This window comes from Nocardia sp. NPDC004722 (assembly GCF_053601505.1).
The window spans coordinates 1-13649 of record NZ_JBSGBY010000025.1; the positions used below are offsets into that span (position 1 = coordinate 1).

Consider the following 13649-nt stretch of genomic DNA (forward strand, 5'->3'; position numbering starts at 1 on the left):
CCGTCGGGAACGGCGGTGATACCGACGCTGTGGATTTCGGTGATTCGTCCGTCGGGCGTCACCGTCCCGATCCGGACGCCGGTGTACTCGGTGAACCACAGATTGCCGTCGGGCCCGGTCGTGATGTTGACGGGCAGCGCTGCCGGGGACAGCCCCGCACTGAACTCATCGACCTTCCCCTGCGGTGTGATTCGGCCGATGCGTCCGCCGAAAGTCTCTGTGAACCAAAGGTTTCCGTCCGGTCCGGCGGCGATGCTCACCGAGCCGGCCATCGGCGTGATGCCCTCGCTGAATTCGGTGACCTCCCCGCTGGGGGTGATCCGGCCGATTCCACCGAAACGCTGTGTGAACCAGAGGTTCCCGTCGGCTCCGGTGACGATGTCGGTTGGGGCGGCGGTCGGATTCGTGCCGCCGCTGAACTCGGTGATTGCGCCGTCGGGCGTGATGCGTCCGATCTTGTTCGAGGCGGACTCGGTGAACCAGAGGTTGCCATCCGGTCCGGCTGCGATGCCGAAAACGCTACTGCCAGGCGTGATTCCGGCTGAGAACTCGGTGATCACGCCGGTCGGAGTGATTCGGCCGATGCGGTTGCCCCACCACTCCGTGAACCAGAGATTGCCGTCCGGGCCCAGCGCGATCCGATCCGGTCCGCTCAATGGTGTGAGCCCACTCCGGAATTCGGTGATCTGCCCGGTAGGGCTGATCCGGCCGATGGCGTTGCCGCTGAGTTCGGTGAACCACAGGTTGCCGTCCGGACCGGCGGCGATGGTCGCGGGAGAGGAAAGCGGCGCCAGCGGGAAGGAGGAGAAGTCTGAATCATTCTGCGCGTCGGCGATACCCGCGGCGGCAAAGAACATAGTGGTGCTGATGAGCGCAACGGTCAGCCGCTTGGTTCGGGTGAAACCCGATGCGGCCGACGTTCGGTGGTGTGGGTGGATCATGGGTTGCTCCGTGGTTCGGATGCTCCGGACGGCAGACGTCGCCCAGGACAGGGGAGAGGAGGTGGGTCAGAGGGTGTTCGTGGTCTGCCAGCCGCAGGCCATGGCGCAGCTGACGGTTACCGCGGATTCGTGGTCGCCCCCGAGGAAGACCGTGGTGGTCGAGTGCGCCTGCGAGGGGTATCCGCAGGCCGGGCAGGTGCCGACATGATCGAGCAGGTCACGCACGTATCGGGATTCGATGAAGCGCGGCAGATCGGTCATCGGGGTTCGATGCGGTCTAGATGCCGACCAGTTCGGCGCTTCGCTGCCAGAGCTGTTGCTGGAGAGGATAGTTCGACAGCGCTGCGACGGGCGGAAGCAACCGCATGCCGGGAGTGGAAGTGAAGAACTGGCCCGTCACGCCTTCGAGTGCCGGATCGAGGATCAGCCGCAGTCCTGGGCGTGCGCCCTGCGCGGGCCCACGCAGGATGTGGGCGCGTGCACCGAGCGACCACAGGCCGCTGATCCGGGAACTGCCGCGGACAAGTCCGGTGGAGACCGCGCCCGGGCAGAAGCAGTTCGCGGTGACGCGTGTGCCGTTCAGCCGTCGGGCGAGTTCCTTGGTGAAAAGGATGTTGAGCAGCTTGGACTGTCCGTAGATGAGTTGGCCGACCATCGGACCGTAGTCGAGGGGGCGGGCCAGGGTGGTGGCGTCGGGTTGCCGCGCATGCCGGTGGGCTTCGGAGGCGGTGTTGACAATGCGGGCGACGGGACTCGCTTCGAGCAGGTCCAAGACGTTGGTGGTGAGGAGGAAAGGCGCGAGGTGGTTGACGGCGATCATGGGATCGAACCCGTCCACGGTGGGCGGCTCGCTGTGGAACAGCGTGATGCCGGCGTTGTTCACCAGCACGTCGATGTGGTCGAGTCGGGAATGCAGTTGGGCGGTGGCGTCGCGGACCGAGGACAGATCGGCGAGATCGGCTTCCACGATCGTCACATCCGCTGCACCGAGAGCGGTCAGTTCTTCGGCGGTTTCCTTGGCCTTCCGAGGATTTCGGGCGAGCAGGGTGAGTCGGGCGTGCCGCGCGGCGAGGTCGCGGGCGATCTCCTTGCCGATGCCGTTGGTCGCGCCGGTGACGACGATCTCAGCGTTCTCGACAGAGCGGGCTTCGAGTACGGACATGGTGGTCCTCCGTCTTCGGTGTGGATGGGCATTCACGCCAGGGTGGCGACGAGTACGGAGTCGGTGAGCCGTCCGAGTCCTCGGGCTCCCGGTCGCAGGCCGGCGGCGCGACTGTCGACCACCCTCGGATTCTCGAGACGCAGGGTCCTTCCAGCACGGCGCAACTGCCCACCGTGCGCGGCCAGCAGATTGCCGACCCACTGGGTTTCCCGTCCGTACGGTAGGCCGATCGCGATGCGATCGTGGTAGCGGAAGGCGAGTACCGGTGTGGCGTAGGTGTTCCCGCTCTTACGCCCGGTGTGCACTACGACGGCCCACGGGGCGAGGTAGGGGGCCCACAGCCCCTGGACGCGATTGGTGATGCGGCGATTGAACCGGGCCAGCGCCCGCGGTAGGGCGGGTCGAATCGGATCCGGACCGGCGTTGTCGGTCATCGTGTTCCCTTCATGAATATCTGTGTAGCGGTGCTTATTTCATGGGGAGTGCGCCGTCCATTCCGCCGACATCGGTGATCTTCCACCCGGCGTTGGAGTCGACGGTGACGTTGTAGGTGACGGTCATCTGACCGCCTTCGGGAGTCTGGGCGCTGGTGGAGGTCACGCTGACGAAGGCGTTGACCTTGTAGATGCCGCCGGAGTGCGAGGCGACCGTCGCCGTGATGGGTTTGGCGGTGGAAGTCCACTTCAACGGGGTGAGGATCTCCTGCAACTTGGGCGCGGTGGCGTCGAACTTGTTGGCCAGCTGCGGGGTGGTGTTCGACTTGAGTCGATTGACCCACGCCTGGAAATCGGCATTGTCGATATTCGACGCTCCGACCGCGTAATCCATTGCCACCTGTTCGGCATGGCGGTCGTTGTCGGCGGTGGTGCGTTGTCGGTCCGCATCCGAGCGTGCCGACAGCCAGAGAGCGGTGGTGGCGCACAGCGCTACGGTCAGCGCCGCGTACGCCGCCGCACGCACGATGGTCGCGATCGGTAGTGACAGGGTCGCTCCCGCCCGTTTCGATTGGGCATCGGCCGCCGCGGCGGCCGGGTCTGTCAACGCCTGTGTGGCAGTGTCTTCGGTGTTCACCGTTGAACTCGACATTGGTGCTCCTGGGTCCTTACTTGACGTGGATCTGCAGTCGGACCGCGTCGTCGCCGACGCCGTCGAGTGCCGCGCTGATCAAGCGGCTCAGATCGATTCGGGGTGTTTGCGTCACCGCGTCGTCCACGAGCGGCCGCAGTGCCGGCAGCAGTGGCGTCAGTTCCGGACCGGCGGTGTCGATCCAGGTGGTGAGCCGGGTGAGAAACGGCACCAGCCCGTTGTCGTCGACGTACATCTGCGGCCCGCCGCCCGTTCGGAACAACCGGCCCAGCGCCTGGGCGATCTGGTCCACGCGGACACTGAATTCCACGAACGGCGGCGCCGCGGCCGGGGCGGCGGCGGCCACCCAGTCGACGTCCCCGGCGATGGTCTGTGCGTCGGTGAAGCTCTGCGCGATCGAGGGCATGCGAGTGGTGAGGCTGGCGGCCAGCAATTCGGTGGAGCGAGCGAGTTCGGCCATCGCCGTGTCGGTGCCGTCGAGGGCGACACCGAAAGTGTCGACGAGTTGGCTCATCACACCCGGATCGAGCTGCTCGAGTACCCGTGTCATGAGCCGGGCGACCACCGGGATCGGCCGTGGTTGGGAGATTCGGTCGGCCGAAACCGTCTGCCCGTCCCGCAGATACGGTCCAGCACCGGTTTTCGGAGTGAACTCGATATAGGTTTCGCCGAGGGCGGAGAGGTTCTCGATGCTTACGGCGCTGTCGATCGGGATTCGGTATGTTCCGCTGGTTCGGAAGCTGACCGCGATGCCGGTGTCGCGATTCTCCACACCGGTGACCTCGCCGACTTCGACTCCGGTGAGCAGAATCGGAGAGCCGTTTGTCAGCCCCGCCGAGTTGGCGAGAATCATGCTGGCGGTGGTGTATTCGGCCATCGGCCGGTATCCGACCACATCGAACGCGAGATAACCCGACCCCAGGATCAGGATGCCCGCGATCCCGCCGAGCGACGCCAGCGAACCGAGCTTCATCGCACCACTCCGACCATGCGCAGGGTCGCGATCATGCGCTGGACCTGTTCGTCGGTCGACACGTGGTCGCCCGTGCCCACGCGGACGATATCGACCTTCGGCCCGTGCTCGGCGAAGGGAATTACCTTGTCCCGCAACAATGCGACGAGCGCGTTGAGATTCGACGGCGCGTCCAGGTCGAGGGGGCGGGCGGTGAACGCCAGCGGCACGAACGCCCGCGCCGCAGCGTCACCGGAACTCACCAGAGGAGCCAGCCAGACCAGCGAATGCGCGACCGGCCCGAGCGCGCCGATGACGCCGATGGCGCCCACGAACGAGGTGATGGCCGCGGACACCTGGGCCACAGCCGGGGGTGTGAGCAGTTCACCGAAGAGCTCATCGCGTTGCTGTACGACCGCGGCGTCGGTGGACAGGCCGTTCAAGAAGGCGTCGACCTGATCGAGGTTGGCTGCCAGATTCTGGGCGTCCGACCCCATCACGCCGGCGATGTGCGCGGTGTCGCGCGGGTCGTCGGGCAGCACGCTGTTGAACCGATTCACCATGTCCTGCAACTTGTTCACGGCCCCGCCCTGGACGAAGGTGGCCATGCCTGCCATGGCGTCTTCGATCTGCACCGGCGGATGGGTCTGGCGCAGCGGGATGGTGCCGCCGTCGGTGAGGAGCGTGCCGAATCCGGCGGCCGGCGTGTCGAGGGCGATGTGGATGTCGCCGAGGATGGTGTCCTGACGTAGTTCCGCGGACGTGGTGACGGGCAGCCGGGCCGAACGCTGGATCTTGGCATCGACCCGGACGTATCCGGTCCGTCCGGCGCCGGGGTTCACGAGTGCCACCCGCGTGACCGTGCCGACCTGTGCGCCATCGGCGACGACCTTGGCCTGCAAGGGCAGGTTGAGGACGTTGGTGAATTCGAGGTGGATGTCGTACGTCGGTCCGGACAGTCCGGTCCCGGGAATGGGAATCGCGGCCGGGTCGAATCCGCACCCGCCGGCGGCGAGCACGGCCGTGAGAGCGAGCGCGGCCGACAGTGGCCGGCGCTTTCCAGAGCCGGTCATTGCGCACCCGCCGTTCCGAGAATCAGTTGAACAAGTTGGAGATTCGCTTTCCCGTCCGCTACTCCGGTGCACCTTTGTGGCGCGATGGCGTTCACTGCCGCGCACAGCTGCTCGGCATCGCCCTGCGGAATGGCCACTGTGGGCGGGGCATAGACGAGTCCGGTGCGCCCGGACCCCGGGGCGGCGGCCGTTTGGAAGGCCGACGCGAGCACAGGAGCCCGGTCGACGATGTCGGTCAGCGATCCCACGTGCGCACCGATGAACCGCAGTAACGGTATCGAGGCATCGAGCACCTCGAAGATGGGATCGGCGAACAAAGTGGTGAGGTCGTTGAACATGGGCAGCACCCGCTGGAAGCCGTCGATGATGACCACGGTTTCGGTGAAGAGCTCATTGTTGACCTGATCGAGCACCGGCCCCATCCGCTGCAGCATGGATTTGATGTCGCCCCAATGGGTTCGGATGGCCTCGGACAGTGACGACAGGGAGTCGATCAGTCCGGCCAGGTGACCGATGGCCGCGTCGGGGGAGTTCAGCGCGCTGCCCAGCTTGCGGATGATCTCGTTGAGCTGCGGTCCGGTCCCCGCGGTGGCGGTGTTCAGCGCGCCCAGCGCACGGCCCAGGGTGTTGTCCTGATCGGCTCCGGTGACCTCACCGGACAATTGGGCCAGCGCATCGAGGGTTTGCGTAATGCTCTTGGGCGTCAGCGTTTTCGTCAGGCACCGGGATCGATCCCAGCGTGCGGTGGTCTGCCCGCCGCTGAGCACGGCCAGATCGCGGTCGGCGACGACGGTGTCGGAGACGGTCGTCGCGGCCGCGTCAGCGAGCAGGGGATGATCCCTCGCGACGGTGAACTCGACGCGCACCTTCGTGCCCTGGGGGACGACCGCGGTCACCGTGCCGACCGCGATGCCGCGCATGGTGACGTGATTGCCCGGGTACAGTCCGATGCTGTCGGGCATGAGGGCGCAATAGGAGTCGGTCTTGCGTAGCGGGTGGAAGGCGACGACGTAGGTCGCTGACGCCGCGACAACCACCACGATCACGCCCAGAATCGACATGAAAGCGCGAGATCCCAAGACCCGGTGGGTGATTCGAGTTCCTTCCGGCATCAGCACGCCTTCCCTGGGACCGGCACGCACACGGAGCCGACGAGGGCCGCGACAGCGGCCGGATCGCCGGTGATCGTCGAACCGGATCGATCGACGCCCAGCTGCCCGTCCGGCAGCACCATCTGCTGGAACTTTTCGAGCAGGTCGTGCACGGCGGTGATCAGCGGCTCCAGCTTGTCTCCGAGCCCGCGCAGCCGGTCGGCAGCGGCGGAAAGCTGCTCCGCCATGGGCTTCAGCGTGGACTCCCATGCCGGTTGCAGCCCGCCGAGCCGGTTGACCACCCGGTCCAGCGCCTCGACGGCCTGACGTAGTTCGGCGCGGTGGTCCACCAGCAGGGTCTCCAGCAGATTGATCTTCTCGATGAGCCGCCGCAGTTCCCCGCGCGCCCCGTTGATGGCGGTCAGGTACTCGTCGGCCAGCGACACCGCCTTGGACACGTCCGACCGTTGCCGATCCAGGACATCCACGAAGGTGTCGACTCCGTCGAGCAGCTTGCGCAGGCTGTCCGGATTCTGCTGCAGTGAATCGCCCAGCGCGGACAGATTGCGGTGCAGGGTGTCCCCGTCGACCGCGCGCAGCGGTTGCGTCGCATCCTGGAACGCCTGCATCAGGCTGTAGGGAAGCCGCACCCGATCCATCGGAATATGCTGCTGACCAATGGGTTTCGTGCCCGCCGGGATGACTGCCACGTAATGTCCGCCGACGATGGTGAGCATGCGGACGTCGAGGGAGGTCTGGTCGCCGAGGAAGACATTCGAGCGCACGGTGAATCGCATGACGACTCGATCGGCGCGCAACTCCAGCGACTTCACGGTGCCGACCGGGACTCCGGCGACACGAATGTCATCTCCGACCCGAACCGATTGCGCTTCGGACATTTCGGCGACATAGGTCCGGGCGTCGAACGGCACCGCGTAGAGCACCGCGGCCGCGAGTACGCCGGCGGCGACCAGCAGCGCGGTGACGATGCCGACCCGCACCTCGCGCCGGGCCGCCGACCACCCCAATCGGGGCCATCGGGTGGCCATCAGCCGTTGCATATCGTCACCTGCTGTCCGTCAAGCAGTACCCGCAAGACCGGCGGCACCTCGGCTTCGCCCTTGCTGCACAGCTGTCCCGGTCCCGCGAAGTTCGGGATCGAGGCGTTGAGGGCAGCCAGTGCGCCGGGCAATCGGCTCAAGATGTCGACGGCTTCGTGTGGATCCGGGAACAGTCGCCGGACGATGTCGTTCACATCGGGGTTGTCGCCGACCTCGAGGCCGAGGGTCCGCAGTAGGTCGTCGAGCGGATACAGCACCGGTGGCGCGGTGAGCGCGAAATCGAGCAGCCCGTTCATATTGACCTGCAGCGACTCGTAGACATCGGCGAGGTTGCGCAGCAGGCTGACCAGTCCCTGCGAGCGTCCGCCGATCTTGTCGGAGATATCGCCGAGGTTCTTCATCAGCACGGAGATGACCTGCTGGCGGTCGCTGGTGTAAGAGCCGAGCCTGCCGATGGCGTCGAGGGCCGGGCCCAGACCGGTCCCGTCGCCTTGGATGACGGCCAGCATGCTCTCGGAGAACTTGTTGATCGCCTCCGGCGACAGCGTGGCCAGTACCGGCTTCAACCCGTTGAACAGGGAGGTCACATCGAACGAGGGCATGGTGTGCGTGATTTGAACGACCGAGCCGACGGGCAATCGGGTGCCGGGCGTCGCCGCCTGCTGAATGTCGATGTACCGCTGTCCGGTCATGTTCTGGTATCTGATGGCCAACGTGCTGTTGTCGTACACCGCCGCGTCGGTGCGTGCCGAGAACGCCACCGATGCTCGGTCGCCCTCGAGTGAGATCGACCCGACCTTGCCGACGGCCACGCCGTACATCCGGACGTCGTCGCCGGACTTCAATCCGTTGGCATCGGTGAACAGTGCTCGGTAGGACTGTGTTTCGCCACTGACCGGTCGCTGGATCGCGGTGACGACCAACGTGAGGACGGCGATCATGGCCCCGGCGAACAAAGCCAGTCGCCAGAGCGTGTGCCAGATCGGCTTCACCGGGCTCCCCCGAGCAACGGGACGGCGACGGCGGGTACACCACTGAGGTCGACGTCCAGATTCAAGACCGGACCCGAGGGAGTGTCGGGCATGGCGGCACGCACGCGTGAGATCAGCTGTCCCAGTTCCGCACCGGATTGCTGGGGTGAGGGCACCATCTGCGCCAGCACGTTCAGCAGCGGGGCGAGCATGTCGGTGAAGCCGGAGAACGTCGCCGCGTGGAAGAGCGTGCTGGTCAGCGTGGGAAACAGCTTGTTGATCACCATATCCAGACCCGCGTCGATGCGCGGCCGGTCGGTGCGTAGATCCTGAATGTTGTAGATCCGGTCGATCGCACCGACCGTGGCGTCCACGAGTTGCGCGGTCGGCCCCAGCGCACTCCCGAAGCGCCCCAGCAATTCCGCGGGCTGCAGGAGCTGATTGTCGGCGAAGGTTCGCGCCATCAGCACCATCGATTGCAGAAAGGGTGTGAAATCCCGCAGGTCGGTGGACAACCGATCGATCAGGACGGTCAGTTGCGGCGTCAGCACCGCCGTCGATACCGTGGACATACCGCGCAGCAGGCTGCCCATCGTGGCGTCGTAGGCATCGTCGGCGCGGGTGCCGGTGAGATGCACCTCGCTACCGGAGTGCAGCGGCTGTCCGCCTGATCCGCGCCGCAGTTCGATCTCGCTGATGCCGAACAGATTCTGCGGCGCATAGTCCACATGCAGGCTTTCGTCGAGACCGTACGGGTGGGATGTGTTGAGGCGCAGGGTGATCCGCTGGGTGCCGGCAGGGGAAGCGGATATCTCGTCCACCTTTCCGATGCCCACCCCGTCCAACGAGACCGGGCTGCCCGCGCTGATCCCATCGCCGATCCGTTCGGTGTAGAGCACGATCCGCATCCCGCTCTCGGGTCGAGTGGCGTGGTAGCCGACGGCGGCCGTGGCCACGATCGCGGCGGTGACGGCCGCCCCGACGCCGGTCAGCACCGACCGGCGGCGGTCGACGGGTACTCCTGGCATTCCGTAAGCAGGCATCGAATCACCCGGTGAATTCCACGGCGGAATTCACGCCCCACAACAGCAGCGTGAGCGCCATATCGAGGGCGATGATGACGACGAAACTGGCGCGCACCGCGCGTCCGGAGGCGATACCGACACCCTCGGGGCCGCCGGTGGCGAAGAAGCCGAAATAACTGTGTATGAGAATCACCGCTGTACCGAAGACGAGAACTTTCGCCACCGACGCGACAATGTCCCAGCCGCTGACGAATTGGAAGAAGTAGTGGTCGTAGACGCCGGTCGCCTGGCCGTGGACCAGGGTGACCAGCCCGGCGCACGCGAGGTAGCTCAGGATGAGTGCGATCAGGAAGGTCGGGACGATCGCGACCGCGCCCGCGATCACCCGGGTGGTGACCACGAACGGAATCGACCGCAGGCCAAGGGATTCCAGGGCGTCGATCTCCTCGGAGATGCGCATGGACCCGATTTCGGCCGTCATCCGGCACCCGGCCTGGGCCGCGAATCCGATCGCGGCGGCGATCGGGGCCAGTTCCCTGGTGTTGGCGAACGCGGAGACGACGCCGGTGACCGGGCCGAGCCCGATCATGTCCAGTGTCGCGGTGGATTCGATGCCTACCGAAGCGCCCATCGCGATTCCGAGCACGATCATCATCGGCACCGTGCCGCCGCCCACGATGATCGAGCCCTGACCCCAGGTCATGTTGTTGATCGTTCGCATCGTCTCGGCGCGGTAGCGCCGCAGTGTCAAGGGCACCGCGATCAGCACATGCCAGGCGAAAGCCAATGCGAATCCGGCTCTTTCGAACGGACCGATGAAGGCGGCGCGCTTTTTCCGATACAGGCGAACCGGCGTGGGCTGGTGGATCGAAGGGGTCACGTCAGGCCACCCGGGTCGGCAGGAACATCGTGACCAGCTGTGTGATGAGGACGTTCACGACGATGAGCGTCACCACCGACAGCACCACCGCGGCGTTCACTCCGTCGGCGACGCCGCGCGGTCCGCCCTTGGCTTCGAGTCCGCGCTGACAGGCGATGACCACCACCAGGAATCCGAAGATCACCGACTTGACCAGTGACACCCACACATCGGTGACAGTGCTGAACGATCCGAATGCGGCCCAGTAGCTGCCCGGCGTCACCCCCTGAGCGCCGACCGCCACCACGTAACCGGCCAGCACACCGATGAAGATGATCAGGATATTGAGCAGGGGCGCGATCAGAACCATGGCGGTCATGCGGGGCACGACCAGCCGCCCTACCGGGTCGATACCCATGGTGCGCATGGCGTCGATCTCTTCGCGGATGGTGCGCGCGCCCAGGTCCGCGGCGATGGCCGCCGCGCCCGCGCCACCGAGGAGCAGTCCCGTCGCAAGCGGTGCGCCCTGCCGGATCACACCCAGTCCGCCGGCCGCTCCGATCAGTGAATCCGCACCGAGGTTGTGGATGAGATTGCCGACCTGAACCGAGACGATGATGCCGAAGGGGATCGCCATCAGTACCGCGGGTAATGCGGTGACGCTGACGAAATACCAGGCTTGCGCGATCGTCTCGCGCCATTGGAAGCGCAGTCGGACCGCGTCGGAGCAGCCGACCCGGACAGCGTCGACGCCGGTGAGAACGCAGCGGCCGAGTGTGGCGACCGAGGAAACCACCGTGTCGCTGAAATTGCGTCGCAGGACGTCGACCGTTGTCATTCGGGGAAAGCTCCTGTCGGAATTTGGCGTCGATGCACTTCCGGGCTCGGCCCGAACTGAGGCTACACGTTGGTACCTACACTTATGTCCACAATTCGCATCCGGCTTTGAGCGGAGAATGTGGACCATCGGTATGCGATACCGGTGGTAGCAAGTTTGGGCGCGCAGGGGTGCGCTGTCAAGGGGGTGGGACGGTCAGCCCGGTTGGTGAATGAGGGTCAGGAAGCGACCAGGAGCGGCTTGTCGAAATCGATCGACGCGCCCGCGGCAGTCGCGGCACTGGTGATGATCGCGCGCACCACGGGTTCCACGCGGGCCACGAACTCCGACGCCGAGCCGGCCAGGTCGGCGGAATTGGACCACCAATCCGCCGCGCCCTCCACGGCGCCCACGACCATCGAGGCATAGAACATGGCGTCGAATGTCGCCGTGGGACCGGGTGATTCGACCAGGAGGGTGATGAGTGCGGCCACTTCGGTGCGAATGGCCTGCCAGTTCTCGAGCGTCTTGACGCCCGGATTCTCCGCGCCCAGGAACAGGAACCGCGCGATGTTCGGATGCTCGACGATCAACGAGGCGTAACCGGTGAGGGCGGCGTGCAGGATGGCTCCCGCGGTGCCTCCCGGGTGCTGGCGGACCTCGGCCAATCCCTGGATGATGTCCTGCTTGGCGCGATCGGCGATGGCGACCGCCAGATCCGCTTTGTCGGTGAAGAACCGGTAGAGGGTGGGCTTGGGCACCTTCGCCTCGGCGGCGATGGCGCGCATGCTGGCCTGCGGGCCCTCCGCTTCGATCGCGCGGACAGCGGCCTCGACCAGTTTGCGACGCATCTCCGCCCGATGTTCGGCCCATCGTTCGGTCCGGGCGTCGCCCACGGTTCACCTCTCCGGCGGTCGCGGCTGCGGCTGATCAGCGCGAATTCGTAATTGGACCTGCGATATTAGCAGCAGGCAATGATCTCTCACGGTTCGGAACCGGTGTGATGGGCCTGAGGTCGACTCGTTGACATCGCTCTGTGTGTCTGCCAGCGTGAGCGCACGCTCGTCGGCCGGTCATGTCGGCCTGCCCGAGCGTTCATCTCATCGATTCCGCGGAAACTGTTGTCTTTCGTGGCTTTTCGTCTCCGAGTGCGCGGCTGTTGCCGCGAAAGGAAGCCGACTCATGACACTCAGCATCATCGAGACCCTGATCGAGGCCCCTCGGTCGCTGGTATTCGAGATCTTCGCCGACCGTGAACGCAGCGGTGAATACCTGCCGGTTCGGACCAGTCTGGTGAGTCCGGGGACGGTGGAACGGCAAGGTGTGGGCGCGATCCACCGGATCGGGTTCGGGCCGATCCGCGTGCGCGAGCAGATCACCGAACTGGTCTGCGGCGAGCGCGTGATCTATCAGGTCGTCGGCGGTCTGCCGGTGCGCAGGCACGTGGGGACGATCGAGTTCAGCGACGACGAGTGGGGCACTCGGGTGCGCTACACGTTGGAGGTGCAGCCCTCGATTCCGGTGTCGGAGTCCCTGGTCGCCTTTCTGCTGCGCACCACGGCCGGCGTGGTGCTCTCGCGAGCGCGGCGTGCGGCGCTCAGCCGGTCGATGGACTGAGCGATCCGGATTTTCCCTGCGGGACTTGCTGTTCCGCGACTGGGGTTGCGTGTTCCTGCGTTCTGTACAAAGCTGTAGGTACGCTCATGTAGGGAATGGTGTCGCGCACCGTTTCCGCCGTGCAGGAAGGACAACGATGACCGCCACGAGCGCCACCGCATCGCCGCCCACCCGGTTCGCCGAGGTGGAATGGGGCAGGCTCGCCTATACCGAACACGGCTGTGAGGGCCCGGTCATCGTGCTGCTGCACCAGTTTCTGGTGGATAAGCGGGCGCAGTGGCCTATCGCGGATCACCTTGCCGCACAGGGGTATCGGGTTTTGTGCGTGGATCTGCCGGGGCACGGGGAATCCGACCACCCGCGCCGTACCGACGCCTACGGCCTGCGAGTTTCGGCCGACGCGGTGGTCGCGCTGCTGGACGTGCTCGACCTGCACGACGTCTTCCTCGGAGGCGCGTCGTTCGGGTCGCTGCACGCGCTGCGGATCGCGCTGCTACAGCCCGAGCGTTTCGTCGGTGTGTGGTTGGAGATGCCGATCCTCGACCGCAGCATTCGCAACTCGTGCTACTGGGGTGGCCCCGCGCTCATCGGCTACAGCTTGTCGGTGCCGTTGCTGCGGTGCGTCGCACCGGTGATCCGCTGGCACGCGCGGCGATCCGGGGGTATCGGCCTGCCGCTGAGTTTGCTTGCGCGTGACCCGATTGCGACCCGGCATCTGATGATCGGCCTGTTGAGCCAGGGTATCAAGCCGTGGATCGCCGACTGGCGGCAACTTCGGACCCGGACCCTGGTGATGGGGCATCCCTACGACCCGGTCCACGTGCGCAAGGACGCCGACACCTTGCGAGATGGGCTGGTCGACGCCGAATCCCTGCGCGCCTCTTCGATCTTCGCGCTGCGAAGCCACCCCGAGCGTCTCATGCCCGAGGTGTCGAGGTTTGTCGCCGACTGCTTCGGCGACCGCGCCCACCACGCGATCCCGGCCTGACGAGAC

The 13649-nt window shown here is 65.9% G+C and carries 16 protein-coding genes; 2 read left to right on the plus strand and 14 right to left on the minus strand.

What is annotated here, in order from left to right:
- The 14 genes from ACWELQ_RS05160 to ACWELQ_RS05225 form a co-directional block, all read right to left on the minus strand.
- Positions 1 to 941, minus strand: a 941-nt coding sequence (locus ACWELQ_RS05160) for a Vgb family protein (protein WP_452395755.1), incomplete at its 3' end; no start/stop codon positions are given.
- 66 nt (positions 942 to 1007) lie between these two features.
- Positions 1008 to 1202: a hypothetical protein gene (locus tag ACWELQ_RS05165; protein ID WP_452395756.1), complete on the minus strand. Its 195-nt coding sequence runs from the start codon at positions 1200 to 1202 to the stop codon at positions 1008 to 1010.
- Positions 1203 to 1218: 16 nt separating this feature from the next.
- A complete protein-coding gene (locus ACWELQ_RS05170) occupies positions 1219 to 2103 on the minus strand; it encodes an SDR family NAD(P)-dependent oxidoreductase (RefSeq protein WP_452395757.1) in 885 nt (294 codons plus the stop codon).
- Positions 2104 to 2135: 32 nt separating this feature from the next.
- Positions 2136 to 2537, minus strand: a complete 402-nt coding sequence (locus ACWELQ_RS05175; RefSeq protein WP_452395758.1) for a nitroreductase family deazaflavin-dependent oxidoreductase — start codon at positions 2535 to 2537, stop codon at positions 2136 to 2138.
- A gap of 34 nt (positions 2538 to 2571) precedes the next feature.
- Complete coding sequence (locus ACWELQ_RS05180; protein WP_452395759.1) at positions 2572 to 3174, minus strand: hypothetical protein; 603 nt, start codon at positions 3172 to 3174, stop codon at positions 2572 to 2574.
- A 31-nt stretch (positions 3175 to 3205) separates the two neighbouring features.
- Positions 3206 to 4162 (minus strand): MlaD family protein, encoded by a 957-nt coding sequence (locus tag ACWELQ_RS05185; protein ID WP_452395760.1) that lies wholly within the window; start codon positions 4160 to 4162, stop codon positions 3206 to 3208.
- Positions 4159 to 5214, minus strand: a complete 1056-nt coding sequence (locus ACWELQ_RS05190; protein WP_452395761.1) for an MlaD family protein — start codon at positions 5212 to 5214, stop codon at positions 4159 to 4161. The genes ACWELQ_RS05185 and ACWELQ_RS05190 overlap by 4 nt, the downstream gene beginning before the upstream one ends.
- Complete coding sequence (locus tag ACWELQ_RS05195; protein WP_452395762.1) at positions 5211 to 6275, minus strand: MlaD family protein; 1065 nt, start codon at positions 6273 to 6275, stop codon at positions 5211 to 5213. Before ACWELQ_RS05195 ends, ACWELQ_RS05190 begins: the two co-directional genes overlap by 4 nt.
- A gap of 50 nt (positions 6276 to 6325) precedes the next feature.
- Positions 6326 to 7366 carry an MCE family protein gene (locus ACWELQ_RS05200; RefSeq protein ID WP_452395763.1) on the minus strand — a complete coding sequence of 347 codons (1041 nt, stop codon included), beginning with the start codon at positions 7364 to 7366 and terminating at the stop codon, positions 6326 to 6328.
- Positions 7354 to 8358, minus strand: a complete 1005-nt coding sequence (locus tag ACWELQ_RS05205; protein ID WP_452395764.1) for an MlaD family protein — start codon at positions 8356 to 8358, stop codon at positions 7354 to 7356. Before ACWELQ_RS05205 ends, ACWELQ_RS05200 begins: the two co-directional genes overlap by 13 nt.
- Complete coding sequence (locus tag ACWELQ_RS05210; RefSeq protein ID WP_452395765.1) at positions 8355 to 9365, minus strand: MlaD family protein; 1011 nt, start codon at positions 9363 to 9365, stop codon at positions 8355 to 8357. Before ACWELQ_RS05210 ends, ACWELQ_RS05205 begins: the two co-directional genes overlap by 4 nt.
- Before the next feature lie 19 nt (positions 9366 to 9384).
- Entirely contained in the window at positions 9385 to 10242 is an 858-nt protein-coding gene (locus ACWELQ_RS05215) for an ABC transporter permease (RefSeq protein WP_452395766.1), read from the minus strand.
- 1 nt (position 10243) lies between these two features.
- A complete protein-coding gene (locus ACWELQ_RS05220; protein ID WP_452395767.1) occupies positions 10244 to 11188 on the minus strand; it encodes an MlaE family ABC transporter permease in 945 nt (314 codons plus the stop codon).
- Positions 11189 to 11277: 89 nt separating this feature from the next.
- Entirely contained in the window at positions 11278 to 11934 is a 657-nt protein-coding gene (locus ACWELQ_RS05225) for a TetR/AcrR family transcriptional regulator (RefSeq protein WP_452395768.1), read from the minus strand.
- 286 nt (positions 11935 to 12220) lie between these two features.
- Here ACWELQ_RS05225 and ACWELQ_RS05230 point away from each other — a divergent pair, with 286 nt between their 5' ends.
- Together ACWELQ_RS05230 and ACWELQ_RS05235 are read left to right on the plus strand one after the other, a co-directional pair.
- Positions 12221 to 12655, plus strand: coding sequence for an SRPBCC family protein (locus ACWELQ_RS05230; RefSeq protein WP_452395769.1), 435 nt, complete (start codon positions 12221 to 12223; stop codon positions 12653 to 12655).
- 136 nt (positions 12656 to 12791) lie between these two features.
- The gene (locus ACWELQ_RS05235) at positions 12792 to 13643 is read left to right on the plus strand and encodes an alpha/beta fold hydrolase (protein ID WP_452395770.1); all 852 of its coding nucleotides are present in this window, start codon (positions 12792 to 12794) and stop codon (positions 13641 to 13643) included.
- Positions 13644 to 13649: the final 6 nt, after the last annotated feature.